This window comes from Dyella sp. AD56 (assembly GCF_002878475.1).
In the GTDB taxonomy this organism is placed as follows: domain Bacteria; phylum Pseudomonadota; class Gammaproteobacteria; order Xanthomonadales; family Rhodanobacteraceae; genus Dyella.
In genome coordinates, this window is sequence record NZ_NRDP01000005.1 from 154,337 (window position 1) to 179,887 (window position 25,551).

Here is a 25,551-nt window from a genome sequence, read left to right on the forward strand (position 1 = left end):
GTAGGGCAAGGTCGTGACGGGTTATCGCCCTGTCATGCGGCGACGCTCGTGCTCGTCATATCGTCGAAAGCCGAATGACGTCGAGGGAGTTGCAAAGCTCGCTTCAGCCTTTGTAACGCTTCACCAGCTCATCCAGTTCAAGCCCCGCCTGCTGGCGCAACCAATGCTCAAGCAGGCGATAGGACACGGATAGCGGCGGTGAAGGAAGGAAGCTGCCGTCGGCCATGCCGTCGACAATCTCCTGCGGCGTGAACCAACGCGCGTCTTCCAGTTCGTGATCACGCAAGCGAATGCTGCGGTCCAACGCCTTGGCGGTGAAGCCGACCATCAGCGATTGCGGTAGTGGCCATGGCTGTGACGAGTGGTAATGCACCTCGCCCACGACCACGCCGGATTCTTCGGCAACCTCGCGGCGCACGGCATCTTCCAGCGCTTCGCCCGGTTCGACGAAACCTGCCAACGTCGAATAACGCCCCGTCGGCCAGCCCGCCTGGCGGCCGAGCAGGCAGGCGCCTTCGTGTTCCACGATGACGATGACAGCGGCGTCGGTGCGCGGGAACTGCATGCGGCCGCAGTCGTTGTTAGTGCACTGCGCGCGATGACCGGCCGCCACCAACACCAGCGGCGAACCGCAATAAGGACAGTGGCGCGTTTCGCGCTGCCAGTGCGCCAGGCCCTTGCCATAGGCGAACAGGCCGGCTTCGTCCTCTGGCAATAGCAGGCCCACCTCACGCAGCCCGCCGCGGCGTGCGCCCAGCGCATGCTCCAGGTCGGCCGCGCGCTGGTCATCATCCAGCGCAATGAGGAAGTTCGGCCGCTCGCCGGTGAGACCGAGGAAGCTCGCCTTCGCATCGCCCAGTAGGCGCTCGCGTTCGGCACTGTCCAGCCAGCGCAGCGCAGGGCCTTCCGCGCGCAGGTAGGTTTGCCCCAGTGGATCGATCAGCACGTAGCGCGCACTGCCGGAAGCCGCCAGCTCGTTGATCCACATGGATTCATCGCGCCGCTCGGCGACGCGGTCGAGGATCAGGCTGAGTCCCGCGAACGTGTTGTGTCGCGGCGGGGCGGTGCGATCCATGCGGTGGCCAGGCTCAGGTGGAGAAAGAGGAGCCGCAGCCGCAGGTGGTCTTGGCGTTGGGGTTGCGGATAACGAACTGCGAACCGCTCAGGCTTTCCGAATAGTCGATCTCGGCGCCAGTGAGGTACTGCAGCGACAGCGGGTCCACCAGCAGCGTGACGCCTTCGCGCGCTATCGCGTAGTCGTCCTCGGCCTGGGCTTCGTCAAAAGTGAAGCCGTACTGGAAGCCCGAACAGCCGCCGCCGGTGATGTACACGCGCAGCTTGAGCTCCGGATTGCCCTCTTCCTGAATGAGCTCGTGCACCTTGCGGGCCGCAGCCTCGGTGAACACCAGCGGAGTGCCGGCGCTGCGGTAGTCGGGAACGATGGGGAGAGAGACGACGGTATCCATGGGACTCAAGTGGGGGTGCGGCAACCTGTAAGCAAGGATACCGCGATCAGGCGGGTAGGGCTTCCGCGTCGGCCAGCGTCGGTGCCGGTAGCTCGCGAGGAGCCTCGGCGGAGTGGTGGCTCATGCGCCCGTTCACCTGGGCACCGGCGGCCATTTCCAGGGTGCGGTAATGCACGTCGCCAACCACGCGGGCTTCCGGCGCCAGTTCCAGGCGCTCGGCGGCGTGGATGTCGCCGCGGACATGGCCGTTGATGATGGCGTGAGGCACGCGGACCTCGCCCTCCACGTGGCCGCTCTCGCTAAGCGTAAAGACCGCGCCCTGCTCCTCAGCCAGCACCGAGCCGACGACCTGGCCGTCGAGATGCAACGCGCCGCTGAAACGCACGTCGCCCTGGATGACGGTGCCGCGTGCGATCAGGCTGGTGTCCGGATGGGCTGGCGCACGCTCGCTGCGCTTACGGTTGAGCATCTTGTTCCCCTTGAGTCGGTGTGAGGTGGCCAGACAGCGCCTCGCCCCAGGCGACCGCGCGCGTCACAGCATCGTCCCCAGCCGGCTGCACCTTGATGACGAGGCGGGTGGGTCGGAAATCGGCGGGCAGCACAATGGTGCTGTGGAGCTGCTGGAAATACTTGAAACGGAAGGGAATCCCTTCGTGCTGGGCGGTGTCGCCCAGCGACGGCCAATCGAGCTGCACCACCTTGTCGGCGCGCAAGCCTTCGATGCTGACCGTGGCATTGCCGGTGACGTCGTCACCGCGCTTGGCGTTCTGGGTCAGGCTGAGCGTGAGGTTCCAGGCGTGCGAATTCTCGACCGGCTGCAGGCGGACTTCCTGCACTTTGAGCCCTTCGCGCTGGGCGTCGCCGCCGGTCAGGCGGGAATAGAAACCCAGGTCGGCCCTCAGGCCGCTGATCTCCTCCTCGCGTTCGGACAGCGTCTTGCGCAACGAACTGTTGGCGATGTCCGCCACTTGGCCTGCGCGCTGCAGGTTGGCCACCTGCTGCTGGAGATCATTGTTCTGCCGGGTGAGCGCTTTGAGCTGGCGCTCCTCGGCGGCCACCGGGGTACCGTGGTGGGCAATGCCACCCACCACCAGCCCCACGATGAGCAGGCTGGCGACCCAGGCCGCGCCCAGCCACAGTCGCCGACGTCCGACGAACGCGTCGTGCGGACGTACCACGAAGCGCGGTGGTGGACGTGAAGCCATACGTGGCTTTCCCAGGGAAAAGCAACGTATAGCCCCGGCGTGCAGAGAGCGTCAAGGAACGGTGGCACGCTTTGCGACCGTTCCCGCGGGGACGGTCAGCTGTCGATCTTGGACTGCAGGTAGCGCTCGGCGCTGAGGTCCTTGATCAGGCTGAACTGGGTTTCCAGCCAGTCGATGTGCTCTTCCTCGTCGTGGAGGATGCCCTTGAACAGGTCACGGCTGACGAAGTCGGCGATGCTCTCGCTGTAGACAATGGCTTCGCGCAGATCCTTCACGGCGGCCATTTCCAGATCCAGGTCACCCTGCAGGCATTCCACCGGGTTTTCGCCGATGCGCAGCTTGCCCAGGTGCTGCAGGTTGGGCAGGCCGTCGAGGAACAGGATGCGCTCGATCAAATGATCGGCGTGCTTCATCTCCTCGATGGATTCCTTGTGCTCGTGCTCGGCAAGCTCGTTGTAGCCCCAGTCCTTGTACATGCGGTAATGCAGCCAGTACTGATTGATGGCGGTCAACTCGTTGTAGAGCACTTTGTTGAGGAACTCGATGACCTTGGCGTCGCCCTTCATGGGAAGTCTCCTTGCTGCGTGGCAAGCGACTATACGGCGTCTGTTTTTCACATGCCGTAACGAGAATGAATAGGAGTTGCGCATGCGAAAACGCGCAGCCAGGGCTGCGCGTCGCGGGGTACATCGAGGTGGGCCGGAGTCAGGCCACGGCAACCAACGGCAAGGTCGTCAGCACTTGCTGCACAGCCATATCCAGCGTGGCGCGGGCTTCCTGCTCGCAGCATCCGCAGCAGTCCGAACAGCCCGTGCGAGCCTGCAGCTCGGCGAACTGATGGACGCCCTCGGAGGCGGCTCGGCGGATGTCGCCGTCGGTCACGGCGTTGCACATGCAGATATACATGGGTGTATATGGGAACGCAAATGCGAATGATTGTCAACTAATGACGGGGTAGTGTTCGGGGCCGCTTGTTCAGGCGCCGTCCGGTTAGTTGAAGAGCGGGTGCGCACAAATCGCCCGGAAGGCGCCCCGGTCTAGGCCGCTGCCTTGCCCTTGCGCGAGCCGTCGCCACGGTCGGGGTGCGGCAGCTCGCCCAGCTCAACGCTCAACAGCGTTTCCACCAAGGGCGCAAAGTGGCGCAAGGCACGCTCGTAGACTTGGCGCTTGAAGTTGACCACGTGGGCAGCCGGGTACCAGAAATCCACCCAGCGCCAGTGGTCGAACTCGGGCTTCTCGCAGGCATCGAGGCGCAAGTCCTCCTCGGCACCCACCAGACGCAGCAGGAACCACACCTGCTTCTGCCCGATGCAGGTCGGGTGCTGATGGTGGCGGACATAACGGCTGGGCAGGCGATAACGAAGCCAGCCACGGGTGGCGCCAATGACCTCGACATGGTGCGGGGCCAGGCCGGTTTCCTCTTCCAGCTCGCGGTACATGGCTTCCAGCGGCGTCTCGTCGCTGCGCATGCCGCCCTGGGGGAACTGCCAGCCATCACGATTGACGCGGCGCGCCCAGAACAGCTGGCCGTCTGCATTGAGCAGAACGATGCCTACATTCGGACGATAGCCATCGACGTCGATCATGTTGCCTCCTGAAGCCGGGCGGTTACGACGGACGACTCACATCCGCCCTGGCTCGGGATGATTCAAGCACAGCCCAGGAAGGCCGGGCAACCGCACCACTTGAACCGGAAGCCGCAGCCCACTAAACTGCCGGGCCCTGCCTGGTCGACGCCACGTCGACATACCTTGCAGGCGGCACCCAAGGCTATGTAGCTCAGCCGGTTAGAGCACAGCACTCATAATGCTGGGGTCGGTGGTTCGAGTCCACCCATAGCCACCATGTGTCTCCAGGTCCCTGGGACACCCGCTTCCTCCGCTTAAGTTTTCAACCTCGCCGGCATCGGCTGGTCTAAGTGCGCGTCGCATTTGTCGGCTGGGCCGCCGTCCGGGACCAGGTCATGAACAGGTGTTCGCTCACGAACCGCCGCTGGGCGGCCTTGGCGCGAGGATCTGCTGCAGGACATCGGCCTTGTTAGGTGTGCGAACAAGGTTGGGATATTTGGGCCCGCCGTCGTAATGGATTACGTGAAGTTCGCTCTCACCGTCGTTCTGCATGCGCAGTTGCAGCGGCTTCTTGCTCTGCTGTGCCCGTGCGAGTTCTTCGTGCAATACGGATGCGCTGAAGTGACGGTCGTTGATGGAAACCAGCTTCATGCCGGGCGCAAGGCCGCCCTTGAAGGCCGGTCCATCCCACAGCACGTCGATGACGTCGCCATCGTCTTTGAGGAACAGGCCGATCGACGCCATGGCGTTGATGCCTTTGATCTCCAGTTCGCCCTGCCCGACGTTTTCGATCGCATGCTGGTACGCGGACGGCTGGTCGGTATAGGCCAGTCGCCAACCGCTGGCGTCGATACCGGAGAGCAGCGGCACCTGCTCGCCTACGCCCTCGGTCCAATTGTGGAGAAAACTAGCCCAGTCGGATGGTTGCACCTTGTTGAGCGTGGCGACGACGTCATCGAAGGTGTACGTGTGGGTGACGAAACTGCCGTCGTCGACGTCGAAGAACAGCTGCGCGAAATCGTCGACGGAACGCTGGCCGTGGCTGAGTTCGCGAATCCTCATATCGACGGCAAGCCACAGAAGCTCGCCCTCGCGGTAGAAGTCATTCTCGCGTCGCCAGTTGCCCCACGCGGTGGGCGCGGAATAATCCACGGCGACGCTGGTATCCAGCAAAGGCCGCCACGCGCGTCCGGGGCGATACGCCATGTCACTGGCCCGATAAGCCAGTACCTGGCGCCATGTATCGGCCGACCACAAACCGCTGCGCGCGGTCAGTACGTCGCCCAGGTAGACCGTGAGCCCTTCGTAGACCCACAACATGCCAGGACGCTCGGGCTGTTCGAAGTCAGGCTGCCACAGCCCCGCTGGGCGCATGAACTTTCCGTTCCACGAATGGGTGTATTCGTGGGGAAGTAACGAGGCGTCGAGCATGAAGTGATCGGCATCGGCGAACATCTTCGAACCGCTGCGTGCACGATCGTCACTCGACTGATGATGCTCCAAGCCACCGACAGGCACGTAATCGCTCAATGTCAGCAATAGGTGGTAGCTGTCGTAGTGGTGGGAATGGAACAGCGCCTGCGCTTGTTCAATCAGTTGGCGGAAACCCGCGATCTGCGGCTCCGACAGATCGAGTGCCGCCGCGTTATCGCCCACCATGTCGAGATAGCGGTGCACGGATGACCCTGTCGGCGTCAGGTCGATTTGCCGAAAGTATCTGCCGGCAATCACTGGCGAATCGACCAGTGTGTTGAATGGCACCGGCTTGAAAGCAATCCACCCATCGTCGTGTGTCGCCGTTTCCAGCGCACTGGCGTAGTGCCAATCGGCAGGAATGACCAGGGTTGGTTGATAGATCAGCGTCTTGGTCGCATGGCCCGCCGGGTACAGCGCCACCTGATCCCAGGAAACGCCCATGAGATTTGGCGTCACCCTTTCCGTGCCGGGAAATTGGAAGTCGATATCCAACTGCTGCGCGCCAGCCGGTACGGTGAGGTGGAAGGTGAACCGATCCAGCTCATCGCGTTGCCATGCGATGCGTTGGCCGCCTGCCGTGAACACCAGACCCATGATCTGCTCGATCGGGCCGTCAGGCGAGTGATCGCCCGGAATCCATTTCGGATAGTAGAGCGTCAACGGGCCCGGTTTGACGGGCATGCTCTCGTGCACGTACAGCAGTTTCTGGCCGGGATCGGGCAAGCGCACCGTCAACGCGATGGTGCCGGGTGGAACGTCGTCGCCCGCTTTGGCGATGCAAGGAGCGGATATCGCCAGGAACACAACGCCAAGCCATCGTGTCAGTCGTTTCATGCTTCCCTCTGCACAGCGTGACGGGACTGCTCGGGTTCCATGCCTGCATCGCTCTATGTGCGATCACGGGCGCACGCCGGTTGGCGATGAGCATGCATCGTACATGGCGTTTGACACCATGTAGAGCACACCAAGTCTCCGACCCATCGCGCATCACGGACGCACGCATAGCCTTTTCCAGGCACCACTACGGACGGCTATTTCCGAATCGCCGTGACGACGATAACCATAACTCCAGGCTATGCCGGATGCAGGTCTTTTCATTGGTGGTTTCCTCAGGGCGATGAGTATGCTCGGGAGACATACCGTTCCGTGGCTGGGGAGCCGCGGCGGCTATGGCCGTAAGCGTTGGGTGTCTGCCGATACGTGAAGCAACACGCCAGGACTTCATCGAGGCAGCGCTACTTGAGTTTCATTGTCTGGGGAGAGCAGATCATGAAGGTAACGTCCTTGCGTTCGTTGCATGGAAAGAATGGCCTCCGGCGCAAGGCGCTGGCATTGGCCGTCAGTTCGGCCACGCTGGGCATCACGGGCACCGCGTGGGCACAGGCGACGAACGGCACCATCTACGGAACCGTTCCAGCCGTTGCGGGTGAAACCATCCAGATCACCGGTGGCTCGGGTTTCAATCGCAGCATCGACGTGGGGGTATCCGGCAAGTACTCGGTCACCCTTCCGGTTGGCACCTATACCGTGTCGCTCCTGCAGGACGGCAAGGTCGTGGACTCACGCAGCGGCGTGAGTCCGGTGGCGGCGGGTTCGGTGGTGGTGGATTTCGCCGTATCGTCCGCCGCGGCTGGAGCCAAGACGCTCGGCACGGTCAGCGTCACTGGCACCAGCTTGCCGCCTATCGACGTGAGCACCACCAATCAGGTGACGACGATCACCGCCAAGCAGTTGCAGCAACTGCCTCTGCAGCGCACCGCCGAGAACATCGCCCTGCTGGCACCGGGCGTCAACCTGGGCTCGCCTGAGGTAGGTGGCGGCCCGCTGGGCACGCCGAACCTAGTGTTCGGTGGTGCGTCGACGGCGGAGAACGCTTACTACCTCGATGGCATGAACACCACTGAGTTGCTCAACAACCAGGGCGGCATTTCCTTGCCGTATGGCGCCATCGAGCAGCAGCAGACCTTCACCAGCGGCTATGACGCCAGATACGGCCGCTCCATCGGCGGCGTGATCAACCAGATCGGCAAGAGCGGCGATAACGACTGGCATTTCGGCGTGCGTGCCCTGTGGCAGCCGGGCAGCATGCGCGCCGACCCCGACAACTTCTACTACGCCAATCCGCTGGTGACGAATGCGGGCAACAAGCCCGGCGATCTGGCCATCTTCCGTAACAACAACAGCAGCAGCGAGAACATCTACGATGCCTACATCAGCGGTCCGCTGATCAAGGACAAGCTGTTCTTCTTCGTGGGTGCCGAGCAGGACAACACCAACTACCGGACGACGTCGGAGTTCAGCAGCACCGCCACCACTGAAACGTGGAAAGTGCAGGACCCGAAGTTCTATACCAAGCTGAACTGGAACATCAACGACAGCAACGTCCTGAGCGCGACCTACCTGCAGAACGCCCACAAGACTGATGGGACAATCTACAACTTCGACTACAACACCCTGAAGCAGGGTGACTTCAACAGCCTTGACCAGATCAACCGGACCACCTTTAAGGTGTGGGTGGCCAACTACACCTCGTACATCACCGACGACCTGACCCTGAATGCCACGGTCGGCAAAATGCATGGCACGTACTACACCGGGCAGCCCGGGTATCCCGGTTACGACCCGATGCTGCCGCACATCGCCAGTAACTCACAGCAGGATCCGGCATTCTCGCCGCCCGGCGGCATTTCGAACTCGCAGGTCAACTCCTCGATTGCCGATCCCGACCACAAGGAATCGGTGACCAACTACCGCCTGAACCTGGACTACAAGCTAGGCGATCACGATTTTCAGGTTGGCATCGACAACATCAACTCTCGCGACATCAGTGACGGTTCCGTGGATCCCGGCCCGGGCTATCAATGGATCTATGGGGAGAGCGACCCAGGCTCGCCCGTCTTTGGCGTGAGCCCCAATGTGCCGCCCTACGTCGCGCCATCGACGCAGTGCCACCCTGATTCCACCGGCGTAGTGCGTTGCTATTTCGTGCAACAACACACCGACATCAGTGTGGCTTCCGTTCGTGTCGCGCAACGCGCCCAGTACGTGCTGGATAACTGGCAGGTCACACCCAACCTGCTGTTGAACCTGGGTGTGCGCAACGACCAGTTCACCAACTACGACGCTTCCGGCGTGCCCTATATCCGGTTGACCAAACCGCAATGGGCGCCACGCTTGGGCTTCAGCTGGGACGTGCATGGCGATTCCTCGCTGAAAGTGTTCGGCAACGCCGGCCGTTATTACCTCGCGCTGCCGGAACAGGTGGCGCTGTCCATCGCCGCTCCGGTCACGAATGCCGGCGTGTACGGCACCTACACCGGGATCGATCCGAACACGGGCGCGCCGACCGGTTTCACGCCGCTACCGCAGAACCCGTCGACGGGCGTATCGATCGATAGCGAGTACGGCCAGGCGAAGGATCCACGGGTTTCCACCGCGCAAAACATCAAGGCCGAGTTCTCGGACAACTACGTGCTGGGCATGCAGCAACAGTTCGAGATGCTGGGAACGAGCTGGGTGTTCGGTGCCACTGGTACGTATCAGCGCATGGATCGCATCATCGACGACTTCGATGACATCCAGATCGAGTGCGCGGCCGGACGCGCGCAGGGCTATGCCTATATGACCGCAGATACCTGCAGTCAGTGGGCGCAGAGTTTGGTGCTGGTCAATCCGGGGGAGACCGCCAAGCTACTGATGCAGTCGCCCAGTGGTGCTCTCGTGCCAGTGACGGTGACTGCCAAGGATCAGGGGTTTCCGAAGGCAGCGACACGCCGTTACTACTCGCTGGACCTGTCATTGGAACACGCGTGGGACGGCAAGTGGTTTGCCAAGTTCGACTACATGTTCTCCCGTACCTGGGGCAACGACGAGGGCCCGGTAAGCACCTATTCGCAGCAGGGTGGTTCCTACGAATCACTCACCACCGCGTGGGATTTCCCGGAGCGCATGGAGTATTCCTCCGGCGTCCTGCCCAACGATCGCAAGCATCAGATCAAGTTCTACGGCGCGTACCAGATCGCCAAAGACTGGGCGGTGGGCGCCAACATCTACATGGCATCCGGCACACCGCGCCTTTGCCGTGGTGGCTACGGCCCGGATCAGCTCGCCCTGCATGGCTCACACACCTATTACTGGTGTGGTGGCGTACCCGTTCCGCCGGGCTCGCTCGGGCGTCTGCCATGGACCCATCAGGTCAACCTCAACGTGGACTACAAGCCAGGTTGGTCAGATCACAAGCTCGACTTCAATCTGGCAGTCATCAACCTGTTCAACCAGCAGACGCCGGTGTTCTACAACGACTTCTACGGCACGACATCCAGCCCGAATCCAGACTACGGACGTGTACAGGACACCGTGGCGCCCCGCTATGTGAGGTTCTCCGTCGCCTACGACTTCTGATGATGCACCGTCATTTCCCCATGCGCCGGGCCTCGCTCGGCGCTTTTTTTTCGCCCTTGTGCCTTGTGTATAGTCAGCTGATCCGACCGCTTCCGGTGACGACATGAGCGAACCTCGACCGACGCTTCCACCGATGGCCGAGCGGATGTTGGCAAGGGCACGCGAGGAATGGGCTCACCGTGCCTTCGATGCCGCGGAGCGGTCATTACTCAACGTGTTGGCTCTGGCGCCTGATGAGCCGACAGCAATGCGGATGCTGGGCATGGTGGCGCAGCGTCGCGGTGATGCCGTGCGGGCTATCGACTGCTTTCGGCGCGTGCTGGCGGTATGGCCTGACGACTCCGATCTGCACGTTTGCCTCGGTATCGCGCTGTTTGAGCGTGGCGATATCGGCAAGGCCTTGATGCATCTGCGGCATGCCTGTGAACTGCAGCCTCGCTCGGCGCCGGCTTGGTTCAATCTCGGCGAGGCCTTGGTGAGGGAGGCGCACACCGAGGAAGCGGTCGCCGCCTTGCACCGCGCGCTAGAGATAGATCCGGCACATGTGTCCGCGCGACTGTCTCTGTCCAAGGCGCAAGCGAGCCTTGGTGACATCGATGCCGCGATCATGGGCTTCAGAGACGTGGTGCAACGCGAGCCCGCCAACGCCGAAGCATGGTTCGGCTTGTCGAATCTCAATACCGTGCGCTTCGATGCATTGGACGTAGCCTGCCTTGAGCGTGCCCTGGTACGCGGTGACTTGCCAGCGCGTCATCGCGAGCTGCTGGGTTTTGCCCTCGCCAAGGCGCTGGAAGATCAGGGCGACTATGCGCGGGCGTTTGATGCCTTCCGGCTCGCCAACACCTCGAGGCGTCAACGGACGCCGTGGGATGCCGCGGGCGAGCGCAGACGCGTGGAGGCCATCGCCGCGGCCTCCATAAAAGAAATGCCGCCACCGTTGGATGAGAAGCTGGGCCACGAAGTCATTCTGATCACCAGCATTCCGCGCTCCGGTTCAAGCCTGGTCGAGCAGATTCTTGCCTCGCATCCGGAGGTGACAGGCGCGAACGAGATCAGCGATCTTTCCCAGGTGATCGACGCGGAAACCAAGCGACGTGGCTCTGCGTTCCCTTTGTGGACGGCCGACGCCACCGCGCAGGATTGGCATCGCCTGGGTCAGGAGTATCTCGCGCGGACCGCGCGCTGGCGCGAAGCGAGGCCACGGTTCACCGACAAAAATCTACTCAACTGGTATCTCGTCGGCTCCACGCTGGCCATGTTACCCGCCGCGCGCGTGGTCATCGTTCGGCGCGATCCGGTGGAAACCTGTCTGGCCTGCTACCGCCAACTCTTCAGTGAGAAGAATGGCTTCGGCAGCGACCTCGATGAAATGGCCGACTACTGCATCGACTTCCTGCGCCTGACGCGGTTGTGGCTCGACCGATATCCCACACAAGTGTTCGATCTTGAATACGAGGCTTTGCAGGCCGAGCCGGAGACGGTGATCCGTCGCTTGCTGGAATTCTGCAGCCTGCCATTCGACCCCGCCTGCCTCGATTTTCACAAGACGCAGCGCGCGGTGCGTAGCGCGCCGAGTGCCGCCCAGGTGCGCCAACCTCTGCTACGCAACACCGCGCGCAGTGCGCGATATGGTGATCGGCTCGATCCCCTGCGCCAGCGCCTGCGTGATGCTGGCGTCCTGGTGGATTGAAGAAGGCAGCGTTATCGCGCGGCAATGCGTATCGGCTTGGATGCCGCGCGCGTCAATAGGCTTTCCCGCGCGCAGAGACAGGCCACACCACCTCCACCCTGCCGTTGCGCACGCCGACATACCAGTCGTGCAGGTTGCAGGTTGGGTCGCAGTGCCCGGGGATCAGCTTCAGCTTTTCATTGATGCGCAGGACATCGTGCATATCTTCAATAACGCCGTGCTCGTCGGATGCGCTGACGTACTTCACATCGTCGCGGCCATGAATCACGGGCAGGCCACTATCGACCGACTGCACTTTGAGCCCCGCATCGCAGACAGCCTGACCGGGCTTCGCACGGCTCATCACCGACGTCAGAATGAAAAGTGCATTCTCCCATTCGCCCTGGTCGATGCGATGTCCGTGCCTGTCGAGGATGCGTCCGTAATCTGCATCCATAAAGGCATAGCTGCCGCATTGCAGCTCGTTGTAAACCCCGGAACCGGATTCGAAGTAGTACGAGCCCGTGCCGCCACCTGAGATGAGCTCAGGCTTGAGCCCGGCGGCGCGCAGATCTTCGACCACCGCCTTGACCCGGACGACGGCCTCGTCGAGCTTCGCTTTGCGGTCCACATAGTTTTCCAGATGCTGCATGCCGCCCTGGTAGGCCTGGATGCCCGTAAATATCAGGGCCGGTGCGGCAGCGATGGCCTGTGCGATCGCTGTGGCGGCGCCGGGGGTGTCGACGCCGCAGCGCCCTTGGCCGCAGTCGATCTCGACGAGGCATTCCAAGGTGGTGCCGTGCTTCTGTGCAGCGGCGGACAGCTCGCAGACGTTCGCCAGGTCGTCGACGCACACGATGATCCGCGCGCCCCAGGACGGCAGGCGGGCGAGTCGGTCGATCTTGGCGGGATCACGCACCTCGTTGGAAACCAGGATGTCCCGGATACCGCCACGCGCGAACACTTCCGCTTCGGATACCTTCTGGCAGCACACGCCAACCGCGCCACCCAGGTGCTCCTGCAGCTTCTGCACATCCACCGACTTGTGCATCTTGCCATGGCTGCGGTGGCGCATGCCGTGCGTGCGGGCGTAATCGCCCATTTTGCGGATGTTTCGCTCTAGCGCATCAAGATCGAGGATCAGGCAGGGCGTCTGGATATCCGCCTCATCCATGCCCGGCAACGCGGGTACGTCATAGCCCAGCTCAAGGCCGTCAAACGGCGCATTCATGCGTATCTCCGGCGTTCCGTTTCGTTCGCACTACGGATGCTACTTGCTTATTTGCACGCATGTTCGCGGGTAAAGGCGAGATCTTCATAGTCGGAGCTGAAGTCAGCGTCGGGATCGACCTTGGCCATGCGCAGCGTACCGCCAGCGCGTTCTGGAAAGCGCAGCCAGGCTTCGATCTCGTCGCGATCCCAGTGCACCAGGTAGTGATCGCCGACGCGCATGACCTGTCCCGTCAGCAATGGCGACTTCAGTGACGCAAAGCGCACGGTATCGCCTTGTGCGCAAAGCTGCACTTCGCCGAACCACGGGTCGCGCCACACGCCAAGTTGGCCGGCGAGTTCGGTGGGCGTCGCCTTCTTCCGGGACGAGGTGTCGGGAACGTGGGACGTGCGCTGCTGCTGAGCGTCGTGTTCCAGCTCCTCGGCATAACTGGCCGCGCTGCGCGCCTTGCCGGGCGCCGTGAGCTGCTTGGTAAGCACTTCAATTAACACGCTGCGTGCGTCTTCGGCGTCGGCGTTGATCAGCACGACGAAGCCGCTCCGGCGGAACGGCAGTAGCGTCATCGCGGAATACATGCCCGACAGCGTGCCGGTGTGCGACACGGTCATCTGCCCATCGACATCGGCGATGCGCCAGCCATAGCCATAGCCTAAGAAAAGCGTGCCATCCCAGGCGTGGCGTCGTGCCGAGATCGGCATGGGCGTATAGGCAGTCCATTCCTTGCGGCGCTGTTCCGGCGACAGCCATGCCAGTTGCTTCTGGGTCGGTATCAGCCAGTTGCTGGCCCAGGTCAGCATATCGTTCAGGCTGCAGCGCACGCCGCCGGCAGCGTCCATGGTCGCGGGATGCACGATGGGGCCGTCGGCGCGTACCGGAACGAAGTGGCCGTCGTGCAGAACGTACGGATCGGCCACATTGCCCACCTCATCGCGGTTCCATGTGCCGATCTGGCAGCGGTTCATGCCCAGCGGTTGAAACACCTCTCGGCGCAGCAGCGTGGGATACGGCGCACCGCCAGCGGCAGCGGCGACCTGGCCGGCAACGATGTACAAAGTGTTGTCGTAGGCGTAGCCCGCCCGGAAGCTGTAGGCAGGTTTGAGATAGCGCAGGCCGGCCACGACGTCGTCGGGCGTGAACTGGTTGGGCGTGGGCCACAGCATCAGATCACCGGCACCTTCAGGCAGGCCGCTGTGATGCACCAGCAGATCGCCTACCTGCATGTTGGCGGTGACCCACGGGTCGTACATGCGAAACGACGGCAGGTACTTCGTGACCGGATCGTCCCAGCGCAACTTACCGTTCTCCACCAGTCGCGCGAGCACGGTGGAGGTCATGGCCTTGCTGTTGGAGGCGATGCCGAACAGCGTGTCCGCATCCATGGGCTTGCCGGACGCAAGTTTGCCTTCGGCGCGCGTGTAAACCACTTTGCCATCGTCGATAACCCCGACCGCGATGCCCGGCAGGTGATAGCGGGCCACCACGGCGTCGACCAGCCGGTCGTACTCCGCTGGAGAGGATGTGTCAGGCGCAGATGCATGCGCCATGCTCCCGAGCAGCATCAACGCGGACGCGCAGAAGGTGGATCGGATGAAACGGCGCATGCGTTCTCCCCTATCGGTGCCGTCGTGCCAGCGGCATGGATGATGCCGGTCTGAACTTCCCCGTGGCACTCAGTCCACGCAGCTCGCCAGCAAATGATCCACGATAGCCTCGACGCCCATGGTGACCGGATCCTGGCACGGCAGTCCGAGTCGGTCTTCAATCTCCCTGCATGCGGCGAGCGCTTCGTGTTCGGCAATGCCTGACGTGTTGAGCGCGACCCCCACCGCCTTGACCGCCGGGTTGGTCAGGCGAGCGGCCGTGATATTCGCCTCCAGGCAGTGCTTGAGATCCGGGAGCGGGCAATCCGGGAGTCCACGCATGTGCTTCCGCGTTGGCTCGTGGCACAGCACCAGTGCATCGGGTTGGGAGCCGTGTAGCAGGCCCAGCGATACGCCGGCGTACAACGGATGGAACAGCGACCCCTGACCCTCGATGAGATCCCATCCGCCGTCGTTGCGTGCGGGCGAGAGCATTTCGGCGGCGCCTGAGATGAAATCGGCAATGACGGCATCGACGGCGATGCCATCGCCGGCGACGAACATCCCCGTCTGGCCCGTGGCGCGAAAGTCCGCACTGAGGCCGCGCCGCCGCATGCTGCGTTCGATCGACAGCGTGGTGTACATCTTGCCGATGGAGCAATCGGTGCCCACGGTCAGCAGTCGCCGGCCGGCTCGTCGCCGACCGTTGCCGATGGGAATGGCACGGTTGGCGTCGCGCGCATCGAACAAGGCCCTGCCGTTGGCGCGGGCTGCCGCGACAATGTCCTTGTTGTCGCGCAGCTTCTGGTGGAGGCCGGCAATCACATTGAGGCCGGCATCCAGCGCGGCGATGATGTCGCCGACCGCCTCGGGCGCCATCATGCCGCCGACGTTGGCAATGCCGATCACCATGGTGTCTGCGCCGGCAGCCTTGGCCTGAACCGGATTCATGTCGGGCAGTCCCAGGGTCAGTGGGCAGTTGCTGCGCCGAAACTGTCCGATGCACCACTCCGGTCGCCAGTAGGCCAGTCCCCTGGCTGTCTTGATGGCCAGGTCATCGGCCTCGCCACCCATATACAGCAGATACGGCGGCCCCCAACGGAGGATGCCGGTCGCTTCATTGCGGTCAGACATGCGTTCCGGACTCCCACCTTTTCTGATCGGCGTCAGACAGTTTGGGCAGCATAACCACGCGCCCCTGCGGCTCACCAATGAAAAAACACGCACATGGCATAACTCAGGGTTGTAGTCGGCACCACACCACGCACGCATCGCTGCACGTCTGTGAGAAATGGCACCTTTGCGAAGACCCGCAAGCTTGAGAGGATGGGGACAGGGGAACGTCGAAAGATTCTGCAAAGTGAATGCGCAACGCGGATGATGCGGAAACGCCATCGCGCCGTTGGCCATTCGGTCGGCGACATCGCGGGACACAGAGAGAGGTGCGGAAGCTACATGCGTTTGCGCTATATCGAGCTCTTTCATGCCGTGTTGACCACCGGCAGCATCACCGGTGCGGCCAAGCTGTTGGATATCTCGCAGCCTGCGGCCAGCAAGGCGCTGCAGAACGCCGAAGACCGGCTCGGCTTTGCCTTGTTCAGTCGCGTGCGGGGACGCCTGTTGCCAACGCAACAGGCGCTGCTGCTGCGCGACAGGATCGAGAAGATCGTGCAGGACGTGCACGACCTGGAACACCTGACCAAGAACATGAGTCAACCGGGCAACTGCCCGTTGCGGGTCACCTGCACGCCGACGCTGGCGCTGACGCTACTGGCTTCGGCGGTGATGCTGCTGCGCGAGGCGTTTCCCGATGTGGTGGCTGAATTGTCCACGCAACATTCGGCGGCGATGTGCGAGTCGCTGACGCTGCTCGAAACCGACATCGGCCTCACGCTGCAGGACACGGGGCACCACAATCTTCGCCAACGGGTGCTGTGCCGCGGTCAGGTGATGGTGATCGCCCCGCCCGGCTGGTGGCCCGAAGAGGAACTGGGACAACCGTTGCCGATTGGCGCGCTGGCCAACCAACCGATGATCGGCATCAATGTGCGCGATGCTCTGGGCAGCATGCTGCAAAGCCATCTCTCCAAGATCGAGCCGGAGCCGAAGATCAACGTCGCGGTGCAGACCTACCAATTGGCGCATTCCCTCGTCGCCAAGGGCGAAGGCCTGGCGCTGGTCGATCCCTTCACCGCGCGCTGCGGCGGCCCCAAGAGCGTGCAGATGCGTCCGCTGAAGCCACATCTGGAAGTCGTGCTGTACGCCATGCATCGGCCCGACAGCCCATTGAATCAGGTGCAGAAGCGGTTCCTTGATATCGTGCGGCAACTCGCCCAGCTCATGCTCGCGCAAAGTTGAAGAAGGCACGGAGCGTGCGGTAACCGGTAACCTCACCAAATAACGTTCGCGCAGCGAATGGAGGATTCGATGAAGTCGTTCCGACTGTTGATTCCAGGCATCGCACTCGTTTTCTCCGCCGCCAGTGTGGCGGACAACGCTTCGATCCGTGGCTTCCCGCCGCCGCTGCAGCCGGCAGATCTGGTGCTGCTCGACGCGACTATCGTCACGCTTGATCCGCTGCAACCTCACGCGCAGGCGCTGGCCGTTCGCGGTGGGCGTATCGCGGCACTCGGCAGCGACGATGCGATTCGGCACTACGTCGGCGCAAAAACCAAGGTGCTGGACCTGCACGGTGCCTTCGTTACGCCGGGTTTCATCGAAGGCCATGGCCACCTGATGGATACCGGCGAAGCGCTGATGCAGGTAGACGTGGGCAAGGCTGCCAACTGGGACGAGATCGTCGCGATCGTGAAAGCGGCTGTGGCCAAGGCAAAGCCTAGCGAGTGGATCATCGGCCAGGGCTGGCAGCAAGCGAAGTGGAACAAGGTGCCGCAGCCGAATGTCGATGGGCTGCCGTTGCCGACGAACCTGGATGCGATCTCGCCCAATAATCCCGTGCTGCTCAACCACGCCAGCGGGCACGGCATCTATGCCAATGCTCAGGCACTCAAGCTGGCCGGCATCACCGACACCACGCCCGACCCTGCGGGCGGCACCATCGTGCGCGATGCGCAAGGCCGTGCCGTGGGCATGCTGCGCGACAGTGCAGCCGACCCCGTATTTGCCGCGTACGACCGTTATGTGACCTCGTTGCCGGCGACCGAACGGGCCGCACACCGCGAGCACGCCTTGCAACTGGCCGTGCAGAACGAGGTCAGCAAGGGCGTCACCAGCTTCGTCGACCAGGGCGAGAGTTTCGAGACGGTCGACTGGATGAAGCAGCAGTTCGCCAAGGGCCAGCCGTTGCGTTTGTACGTGTACATCGATGAGAAGTCGGTCGACAAGCTCGACAAGCATCTCGTCGACTATCGCATTGCCGGCTATGCCGACCAACATTTCACCGTGCTCGGCCTGGGTGAGGACGTCTCCGATGGTGCGTTGGGCACGCACAGCGCGTGGTTCCTGGCACCTTACAACGACGCTCCCGGCATCACCGGTAAGAACGTCACCGCGATGAGCGACATCGCTCAGATGGCAAAGATCGCCGCGCGCGACGGATTTCAGATGGCCATCCATGCCATCGGTGATCGCGCCAACCGTGAACTGCTCGATCTCTACCAGAACGTCTTTACGCAATACCCCGCTGCGACGGCGCTGCGCTGGCGCATCGAGCACGCGCAGCATCTGGACCCCGCCGATATTCCGCGCTTTGCCGAACTTGGCGTCATCGCTTCGATGCAATCCATCCACACGTGTTCGGATGCGCCGATGGTCGTGCCTCACCTTGGTGAGAAGCGCGCGCAGGAGGGTGCCTACGTCTGGAAGACACTTATCGACAGCGGAGTCATCGTGCTGGACGGTACCGATACGCCTGTCGAAGACACCAACCCCATTCCCAACTTCTACTGCGGTGTCACCCGTGCCTACGGCCACGGCACGAAGACGTTCTATCCTGCGCAAGCCAAGACCCGGTTGCAGGAACTGCAGTCCTACACCTGGAATAACGCCTACGCCGTGCTCCAAGAACACGAACTCGGCTCCCTTTCGCCGGGCAAGTTGGCCGATCTTGATGTGTTCTCCGGTGACCTGTTGACCCTGCCCGCCGAAGACATTCTGCGTACACGGGTGCTCTACACCATCGTCGGCGGCAAGATCGTGTACCAACGTCCCGGCGCGGATGGCTGGCACAAGGGGCAACTCTTCGACGCGATGCCGGAGTTCGATCACGCCGAATGAGCTTGGGGTCAGCGTCGTGGACAGGTGCTCTCGGTCTTTAATGCCCTCGCCATCCTTGGGTCGCCCCGCATGCTTTCGTTTGCGGTAATCGGCCCGTGGGTGGACCATGGGCCGAGCATCTAACGGGCTCAAACCGGGTTACACGCGGCCGAGGCGGTAGAATGGCCTCATGCATATCTTCAAAGAATTCCACATCGAGGCAGCCCATCGTCTGCCGAACGTGCCGCCAGGCCATAAGTGCGCGCGGCTACATGGCCATTCCTTTCGCATCCAGATCCACGTGGAGGGCGAGCCTGACCCCACGCTCGGTTGGGTGATGGACTTTGCCGACGTCAAGGCGGCGTTTGCGCCGTTGTTCGATCAGCTCGACCACCACTACCTCAACGACATCGAAGGCCTGGAGAACCCGACCAGCGAGATGCTTTGCCGCTGGATCTTCAAGCGTCTGGAACCCGCGCTGCCGGGTCTGGATAAGGTGGTCGTGCACGAGACCTGTACCTCGGGTGCCAGTTGCAGTCGTGACAGTTTTTGACGCGGCGCAAAATTAGATCGTTTCAATGTAATGTGTTGGTAATATTGAATTTTCTGTGACAAAAAGGCTTGTTCAGAAAAAATATATTGCAATGCACAAAATGACTTGGTAGGGTGCGTGCCACTACCCCAATTCCCGTCGAGGGACCAAGTCATGACGCAGCAACTGAACGCCCAGGTTTTTGCCTACGCCAAGCAGCTGGCTGACAGCGCTTTCAAGGCCCAGGCCGTCGCCCTGAAGGGCCTGGAGCAGGTCGCCGAACTGCAGATCCGTGCGCTTGAGAAGCAGTCCGAAGCCGCCGCTGAGTTCATCAGTGGTGCCTTCGAAACCCGTGATGCCGATGGCCTGCGTGTCCTGTGGGAAAAGGCTGCCACCGCCGGTCGCGAGAATGCCGAGCGCGCCGTGTCCGTGACCCAGGAAATCATCGCCGTGACGCAGAAAACTGCTGAGTCGCTGAGCGCGCTCGTGCAGGAACAGCAGCAGGCCGCCAACGACGCCGTGACCGCGCCGGTCGCTGCCGTCAAGAAGGCTGCTGCCGCCGCTAAGTAAGGCCGTTTGCAGACGCAGCGCTTCTTCCCCCCAGTTGCGTCAAAGGGCCGGACGATTGTCCGGCCCTTTTTCTATCCGCGATTTCTCACGATCCAATCGTTTTGTGAACGAAATCGCCCGTTGACAAGATGCCGCGGCAAGCGCGGCTTGTCGCTGTAAATGCCTCGCTGATATACTTTTTGGGATTGGACCGTGGCCCGTAGCTGGTTCGGTGCCGCCTAGAGCGAAGCCGCACGGGAACGTCACGTGATCAACAGTCTTGCTTCCGGTCGTCGTCTGGCGCTGCGCATTTTCTTGCTGCAGCTTGCCGTGGCGGTGATCCTGGCACTCACCTTCCTTTTGCAGGGGCCGCGCCAAGCTTTGGCGGCCGCTGCAGGCGCCACGCTCGTGGCGCTGGGTACTGCGCTACTGGCGTGGCGTACCTTCAGGGGCCTGGGTGGTGGTGGCATGACGATGTGGCGCGTGATGTCAGGCATGGTCCTGAAGTGGATCGTGATCGGCGGAGGGCTCGTCGCGATCTTCGGTCAATGGAAATTACCGCCACTAGCTGCCATCACGGGGCTGGTGGCTGCTTACGCAATAAATCTGCTGGCGTTCAGATTCAAGGGCTAACACATGGCAAGCGAGCCGCAGGGCGGACTAACGGAATACATCCAGCATCACCTTCACCACAACACGGTGAGCTTGGGTGATGGTGCCTTCATGAAGATCCACGTGGACTCGATCCTTGTGGCCTTCCTGCTGGGCGCCGTGTTCTGCCTGTGGTTCTGGCTGAAGGCCCGCAAGGCCACTTCGGGCGTGCCGTCCAAGGGTCAGGCCTTCGTCGAGCTGATCGTGGAGTTCGTCGACACTCAGGTGAAGGACACCTTCCACGGCGACCGCCGTACGGTGACCCCGCTGGCGCTGTCGATCTTCATGTGGGTGGTCTTCCTCAACGCGATGGACCTGCTGCCGCTGGATGCTCCGAGCTGGACGGTGAAGACTGCCGCCGGTGCCGAAGTGGCCCACCACACGTTCTTCCGCTGGGTGCCGACCGCCGATATCAACACCACGGTGGGACTGGCGTTGGCCGTGTTCTTCATCGTGCTTGCGCACGGCGTGAAGGCCAAGGGCGCGGCTGGCTTTGGTTGGGAGCTGCTCACCGCCCCGTTCCATGCGGACAACGTCGTCGTCAAGATCATCCTAATGCCGTTCAATCTCGGACTGAACGTCATTGAATACCTGTCTAAGCCGGTGTCGCTTGCCATGCGACTGTTCGGCAACATGTACGGCGGCGAGCTGGTGTTCATGCTGATCGCAGGTCTGTTCGCAGGCTGGATCAGCTTCCTGCCGGGCGTGCTGTTCAACACCGCATGGGCGATCTTCCACATTCTGATCATCCTGCTGCAGGCGTTCATCTTCATGATGCTGACCATCGTGTACATCGCCACGGCGCGTGAGCATCACTGACGTTTTGTTTCATCCGGTTCCGCTTTAAACCGCTTTGCCCTTTATCACTTCTTAGAAAGATTCACAGGAGAATTCCATGAACCTCGCCGAACTCATTTCCCATGTTCAGGGCCTCACCGCGATCGCCGTGGGCATCATCATCGGCCTCGGCGCGCTCGGCGCTTGCTTGGGCATCGCCATCATGGGTTCCAAGTTCCTCGAGTCCGCCGCGCGTCAGCCGGAGCTGGTTCCGCTGCTGCAGGGCCGCATGTTCCTGCTCGCCGGCCTGATCGACGCCGCGTTCATCATCGGCCTGGCCGTGGCGCTGCTGTTCGCCTTCTCGAACCCGCTGACCGCGCAGGTCATTGCCAACTTCGGCCACTAATCGGCCCGAAGGGAGTCGCCGCGGCCTGAAAACGCCGCGGCGATCGGCGGTTTAACGCGTTACCGGAGTTAATTGGAAAGCTCATGGATATCAATCTGACTTTCCTGGGCCAGATGGTTTCTTTCGCCATCCTGGTCTGGTTCACCACCAAGTTCATCTGGCCGCAACTCAATCACGCGATTGAAGAGCGCCAGAAAAAGGTTGCCGATGGTCTGGCCGCTGCCGAAAAGGCGCGCGCCGAACTGAAGGATGCCGACGCCAAGGTCGCCAACGAGATCAAGCAGGCCCGTCAACAGGCCAACGAAATCGTCGAGCGCGCGCAGCAGCAGGCCAACCAGATCGTGGACAAGGCTCGCGCCGAAGCAATCGGCGAAGCCAACCGCGTGAAGGCCAATGCCGCCGAGGAAATCGTGAGCATGCAACAGCGTGCGCGCGAAGAGCTGCGTGGCTGGGTCGGTCGTCTGGCCGTCCAGGGTGCGGAAAAGATCGTGCAGCGTGAAGTCGATGCCAACGCCCACAAGGCGATGCTCGACCAGCTTGTGTCCGAGATCTAAGCCATGGCGCAGGCAATCACCCTCGCCCGCCCCTATGCGCGTGCTGCCTTCGAGCTGGCCCATGAGGCCGGCTCGCTTGGCGCTTGGTCGCAGGCGCTGATCTTTGCCGCAGAAGTGGCCAAAGATTCGCGCGTGGCCGGTTTCGGCAACGATCCCCGCGTGTCGCCGGAGCAGCTCGTTGCGCTGCATCTGCCGCAGGGCGTGGCTGCCGACGCACCGTTCGCCCGTTTTCTGGGTGAACTGGCCGAGCACCGTCGCATGGCGTTGCTGCCGGAAATCGCGAAGCTGTATGAACAGTACAAGCGCGAATCCGAGTCGCAGCTGCTGGTTAAGGTGACTAGCGCGTTCGCGCTGGACGCCGCGCAAGCCGAACAGCTCAAGGCATCGCTCAAGCGTCGCTTCAAGCGCGAGATCGAACTGGAAACCCAGGTCGATGCATCGCTGCTGGGTGGTGTGGTGATCGATACCGGCAGCGAAGTGATCGATGGCTCCGCCCGTGGACGTCTGGCGCGCATGACCCGCGCGCTGACGGCATAAGTATTTAAGCGAAGTCCGTTTCGCGAAGAGCAAAAACCAGCCATCGATGGCTGGACTCTTCAAAAAAAGACTCAAATCTCAGGATATCGACCCATGTCCAGCTCCACCTTGAACCCGTCCGAGATCAGCGAACTGATCAAGACTCGCATCGAGCAGTTCAAGCTCGGCGCGGAAGCACGTAACGAAGGCACGATCATCAGCGTGTCCGACGGCATCGTGCGCATCCACGGCCTGGCCGACGTGATGCAGGGCGAAATGATCGAACTGCCGGGCAACTCGTTCGCCCTGGCGCTGAACCTCGAGCGTGACTCGGTCGGCGCCGTGGTGCTGGGCGAGTACCAGCACTTGCGCGAAGGCGACACCGCCAAGACCACCGGCCGCATCCTCGAAGTGCCGACCGGTCCGGAACTGCTGGGTCGCGTTGTCGATTCGCTGGGCAACCCGATCGATGGCAAGGGTCCGCTCAATGCCAAGACCAGCTCGCCGATCGAAAAGGTCGCTCCGGGCGTGATCTGGCGCCAGTCGGTCGACCAGCCGGTGCAGACCGGTTACAAGTCCGTCGACTCGATGATCCCGATCGGCCGTGGTCAGCGTGAGCTGATCATCGGCGACCGCCAGACCGGCAAGACCGCACTGGCCATCGACGCGATCATCAACCAGAAAGACTCCGGCATTAAGTGCATCTACGTTGCCATCGGTCAGAAGCGTTCGTCGATCGCCAACGTGGTGCGCAAGCTCGAAGAGCACGGTGCGCTGGCCAACACCATCGTAGTGGTCGCTTCGGCCTCCGAGTCCGCTGCGCTGCAGTACATCGCGCCGTACGCCGGCTGCGCCATGGGCGAGTACTTCCGTGACCGCGGCGAAGACGCACTGATCATCTATGACGATCTGTCCAAGCAGGCCGTGGCCTACCGTCAGATCTCGCTGCTGCTGAAGCGCCCGCCGGGTCGCGAAGCCTACCCGGGCGACGTGTTCTATCTCCACTCGCGTCTGCTTGAGCGTGCTGCTCGCGTCTCCGCGGAGTACGTCGAGAAGTTCACCAACGGCGAAGTGAAGGGCAAGACCGGTTCGCTGACGGCGCTGCCGATCATCGAAACGCAGGCCGGTGACGTGTCCGCGTTCGTGCCGACCAACGTGATCTCGATCACCGACGGTCAGATCTTCCTGGAAACCGATCTGTTCAACGCCGGCATCCGTCCGGCCGTGAACGCCGGTATCTCGGTGTCGCGCGTGGGCGGTGCCGCCCAGACCAAGATCGTGAAGAAGCTGTCCGGTGGCGTGAAGCTGGCCTTGGCGCAGTTCCGTGAGCTGGCTGCGTTCGCGCAGTTTGCCTCGGACCTCGACCCGGCCACCCGTGCCCAGCTGGATCGTGGCCAGCGCGTGACCGAGCTGATGAAGCAGTCGCAATACGCGCCGCTCTCCATCGCCGAACTCGCCCTGTCCGTGTACGCCGCCGAGAAGGGCTACCTCGATGACCTGCCGGTCAACAAGGTGCTGCCGTTCGAGAAGGGCCTGCACGCCTTCATGCACCAGAACCACGGCGAGCTGATGAAGAAGATCGTCGCCACCGGTGACTGGAACAACGACATCGAAGCCACCTTCAAGTCCTCGCTCGACGAGTACAAGAAGACCGGTAGCTGGTAAGCAGTAAAGGGTGTACGGCCGTCCATACGGCCGTACCGCACTCCGGTGAAACAACCGGGATCGCACTAACCCACTAGGTTGAGGCAAACGTGGCAAGCGGACGCGAAATCAAAACCAAGATCAAGAGCACGCAGAACATGCGCAAGGTGACGCGCGCGCTCGAGATGGTCTCGGCCTCGAAGATCCGCAAGGCGCAGGATCTGATGAAGGCCTCGCGTCCCTATGCGCGCTCGATGCGCAAGGTGATCGCGCACGTGGCCCAGGCCAGCACTGACTTTAGCCATCCGTTCCTGCAGGAACGTGAGAAGGTGGCGCGCGTCGGTTTCCTGGTCGTCAGCACCGATCGCGGTCTGTGCGGCGGTCTAAATTCGAATCTGTTCCGTCGCCTGCTTCCGATCATTCAGGAATGGCAGGAAAAGGGCGCAGAGATCGATGTCGTTGCCGTCGGCCAGAAGGCTGTCCAGTTCTTCCGCCGCCTCAAGGGCGTGAACCTGATTGGCAGCGCCACGCACCTCGGCGAGAAGCCCAAGGTCGACGACCTGGTCGGCGTGATCAAGGTGCTGCTCGATGCCTACACCGGCGGCAAGCTGGATCGCGTGTTCCTGGCGCACAACGACTTCGTCAACACCATGACGCAGAAGCCGTCGATCCACGCGCTGCTGCCGTTGCCGGTGGTGGCCCAGGAAATGGTGAGCGCCGAGGGTCAGCCAAATTCGCCGGATTTCCCGGTGGCCGGCCTCAAGCTCGAGCAGAAGCACGATTGGGACTACATCTACGAACCCGACGCAGCCAGCGTGCTGGAGTTCGTGTTGGGTCGCTATATCGAGTCGGTGGTGTACCAGGGTGTGCTGGAGAATCTCGCCAGCGAGCATGCCGCGCGCATGGTCGCTATGAAGGCGGCTTCGGATAACGCTAACAAGGTGATCGGCGAACTGACGCTGATCTACAACAAGGCGCGTCAGGCTGCGATCACCCAGGAAATCTCGGAAATCGTGAGCGGCGCCGCGGCTGTATAAATGCGCTCATCCATGAGCGCGAAGATCAAATGGGCGGCCATCCATGGCCGCACTGTTCACTAAAACCACGCGAC

At 62.2% G+C, this 25,551-nt stretch carries 24 protein-coding genes and 1 tRNA gene; 14 read left to right on the forward strand and 11 right to left on the reverse strand.

Going from position 1 to position 25,551, the window contains the following annotated elements:
• Nucleotides 1–103: 103 nt before the first annotated feature.
• From nudC to DyAD56_RS05185, 7 genes are all read right to left on the reverse strand, one after another.
• A complete protein-coding gene (gene nudC, locus DyAD56_RS05155; protein ID WP_102301673.1) occupies nt 104–1,075 on the reverse strand; it encodes an NAD(+) diphosphatase in 972 nt (323 codons plus the stop codon).
• Nucleotides 1,076–1,088: 13 nt separating this feature from the next.
• Complete coding sequence (erpA, locus tag DyAD56_RS05160) at nt 1,089–1,466, reverse strand: iron-sulfur cluster insertion protein ErpA (RefSeq protein ID WP_102301674.1); 378 nt, start codon at nt 1,464–1,466, stop codon at nt 1,089–1,091.
• A gap of 46 nt (nt 1,467–1,512) precedes the next feature.
• Nucleotides 1,513–1,935 (reverse strand): polymer-forming cytoskeletal protein, encoded by a 423-nt coding sequence (locus DyAD56_RS05165; RefSeq protein WP_102301675.1) that lies wholly within the window; start codon nt 1,933–1,935, stop codon nt 1,513–1,515.
• Nucleotides 1,922–2,671 carry a DUF6776 family protein gene (locus tag DyAD56_RS05170; RefSeq protein ID WP_102301676.1) on the reverse strand — a complete coding sequence of 250 codons (750 nt, stop codon included), beginning with the start codon at nt 2,669–2,671 and terminating at the stop codon, nt 1,922–1,924. Before DyAD56_RS05170 ends, DyAD56_RS05165 begins: the two co-directional genes overlap by 14 nt.
• 95 nt (nt 2,672–2,766) lie before the next feature.
• Nucleotides 2,767–3,237 (reverse strand): bacterioferritin, encoded by a 471-nt coding sequence (gene bfr / locus DyAD56_RS05175; RefSeq protein WP_102301677.1) that lies wholly within the window; start codon nt 3,235–3,237, stop codon nt 2,767–2,769.
• 139 nt (nt 3,238–3,376) lie between these two features.
• Nucleotides 3,377–3,577 carry a (2Fe-2S)-binding protein gene (locus tag DyAD56_RS05180; protein ID WP_102301678.1) on the reverse strand — a complete coding sequence of 67 codons (201 nt, stop codon included), beginning with the start codon at nt 3,575–3,577 and terminating at the stop codon, nt 3,377–3,379.
• A gap of 131 nt (nt 3,578–3,708) precedes the next feature.
• The gene (locus tag DyAD56_RS05185; RefSeq protein WP_102301679.1) at nt 3,709–4,257 is read right to left on the reverse strand and encodes an RNA pyrophosphohydrolase; all 549 of its coding nucleotides are present in this window, start codon (nt 4,255–4,257) and stop codon (nt 3,709–3,711) included.
• A gap of 182 nt (nt 4,258–4,439) precedes the next feature.
• On the opposite strand from DyAD56_RS05185, the gene DyAD56_RS05190 reads away from it, so the two are divergent.
• Nucleotides 4,440–4,516: transfer RNA gene (locus tag DyAD56_RS05190), tRNA-Met, on the forward strand.
• 134 nt (nt 4,517–4,650) lie between these two features.
• Here the strand turns inward: DyAD56_RS05190 and DyAD56_RS05195 are convergent.
• A complete protein-coding gene (locus tag DyAD56_RS05195; RefSeq protein ID WP_102301680.1) occupies nt 4,651–6,549 on the reverse strand; it encodes a M61 family metallopeptidase in 1,899 nt (632 codons plus the stop codon).
• 435 nt (nt 6,550–6,984) lie between these two features.
• On the opposite strand from DyAD56_RS05195, the gene DyAD56_RS05200 reads away from it, so the two are divergent.
• Together DyAD56_RS05200 and DyAD56_RS05205 are read left to right on the forward strand one after the other, a co-directional pair.
• A complete protein-coding gene (locus DyAD56_RS05200) occupies nt 6,985–10,116 on the forward strand; it encodes a TonB-dependent receptor (RefSeq protein WP_102301681.1) in 3,132 nt (1,043 codons plus the stop codon).
• A gap of 103 nt (nt 10,117–10,219) precedes the next feature.
• Nucleotides 10,220–11,806, forward strand: coding sequence for a sulfotransferase family protein (locus tag DyAD56_RS05205; RefSeq protein ID WP_102301682.1), 1,587 nt, complete (start codon nt 10,220–10,222; stop codon nt 11,804–11,806).
• A 52-nt stretch (nt 11,807–11,858) separates the two neighbouring features.
• Here DyAD56_RS05205 and bhcC read toward each other — a convergent pair whose 3' ends face one another.
• The 3 genes from bhcC to dgcN form a co-directional block, all read right to left on the reverse strand.
• Complete coding sequence (bhcC, locus tag DyAD56_RS05210) at nt 11,859–13,016, reverse strand: 3-hydroxy-D-aspartate aldolase BhcC (RefSeq protein ID WP_102301683.1); 1,158 nt, start codon at nt 13,014–13,016, stop codon at nt 11,859–11,861.
• 47 nt (nt 13,017–13,063) lie between these two features.
• Nucleotides 13,064–14,617 carry a serine hydrolase domain-containing protein gene (locus DyAD56_RS05215; protein ID WP_233202292.1) on the reverse strand — a complete coding sequence of 518 codons (1,554 nt, stop codon included), beginning with the start codon at nt 14,615–14,617 and terminating at the stop codon, nt 13,064–13,066.
• A 69-nt stretch (nt 14,618–14,686) separates the two neighbouring features.
• A complete protein-coding gene (dgcN, locus tag DyAD56_RS05220; protein ID WP_102301684.1) occupies nt 14,687–15,730 on the reverse strand; it encodes an N-acetyltransferase DgcN in 1,044 nt (347 codons plus the stop codon).
• A 321-nt stretch (nt 15,731–16,051) separates the two neighbouring features.
• Here dgcN and DyAD56_RS05225 point away from each other — a divergent pair, with 321 nt between their 5' ends.
• The 11 genes from DyAD56_RS05225 (at nt 16,052) to atpG (ending at nt 25,477) form a co-directional block, all read left to right on the forward strand.
• Nucleotides 16,052–16,954, forward strand: coding sequence for a LysR family transcriptional regulator (locus tag DyAD56_RS05225; RefSeq protein WP_102301685.1), 903 nt, complete (start codon nt 16,052–16,054; stop codon nt 16,952–16,954).
• Between the two features lie 69 nt (nt 16,955–17,023).
• The gene (locus DyAD56_RS05230; RefSeq protein ID WP_102301686.1) at nt 17,024–18,832 is read left to right on the forward strand and encodes an amidohydrolase; all 1,809 of its coding nucleotides are present in this window, start codon (nt 17,024–17,026) and stop codon (nt 18,830–18,832) included.
• A gap of 169 nt (nt 18,833–19,001) precedes the next feature.
• Complete coding sequence (queD, locus tag DyAD56_RS05235) at nt 19,002–19,364, forward strand: 6-carboxytetrahydropterin synthase QueD (protein ID WP_102301687.1); 363 nt, start codon at nt 19,002–19,004, stop codon at nt 19,362–19,364.
• Nucleotides 19,365–19,517: 153 nt separating this feature from the next.
• Nucleotides 19,518–19,913, forward strand: coding sequence for a phasin family protein (locus DyAD56_RS05240; RefSeq protein WP_102301688.1), 396 nt, complete (start codon nt 19,518–19,520; stop codon nt 19,911–19,913).
• Between the two features lie 246 nt (nt 19,914–20,159).
• The gene (locus DyAD56_RS05245) at nt 20,160–20,525 is read left to right on the forward strand and encodes an ATP synthase subunit I (protein ID WP_102301689.1); all 366 of its coding nucleotides are present in this window, start codon (nt 20,160–20,162) and stop codon (nt 20,523–20,525) included.
• A gap of 3 nt (nt 20,526–20,528) precedes the next feature.
• Nucleotides 20,529–21,362, forward strand: a complete 834-nt coding sequence (gene atpB / locus DyAD56_RS05250) for a F0F1 ATP synthase subunit A (protein ID WP_102301690.1) — start codon at nt 20,529–20,531, stop codon at nt 21,360–21,362.
• A gap of 76 nt (nt 21,363–21,438) precedes the next feature.
• Entirely contained in the window at nt 21,439–21,726 is a 288-nt protein-coding gene (gene atpE, locus DyAD56_RS05255) for a F0F1 ATP synthase subunit C (protein ID WP_102301691.1), read from the forward strand.
• Between the two features lie 83 nt (nt 21,727–21,809).
• Nucleotides 21,810–22,280 (forward strand): F0F1 ATP synthase subunit B, encoded by a 471-nt coding sequence (locus tag DyAD56_RS05260; protein WP_102301692.1) that lies wholly within the window; start codon nt 21,810–21,812, stop codon nt 22,278–22,280.
• Between the two features lie 3 nt (nt 22,281–22,283).
• Nucleotides 22,284–22,817, forward strand: coding sequence for a F0F1 ATP synthase subunit delta (locus DyAD56_RS05265; protein ID WP_102301693.1), 534 nt, complete (start codon nt 22,284–22,286; stop codon nt 22,815–22,817).
• Between the two features lie 93 nt (nt 22,818–22,910).
• A complete protein-coding gene (atpA, locus tag DyAD56_RS05270; protein ID WP_102301694.1) occupies nt 22,911–24,461 on the forward strand; it encodes a F0F1 ATP synthase subunit alpha in 1,551 nt (516 codons plus the stop codon).
• Nucleotides 24,462–24,550: 89 nt separating this feature from the next.
• Nucleotides 24,551–25,477, forward strand: coding sequence for a F0F1 ATP synthase subunit gamma (atpG, locus tag DyAD56_RS05275; RefSeq protein ID WP_102301695.1), 927 nt, complete (start codon nt 24,551–24,553; stop codon nt 25,475–25,477).
• Nucleotides 25,478–25,551 lie beyond the last annotated feature (74 nt).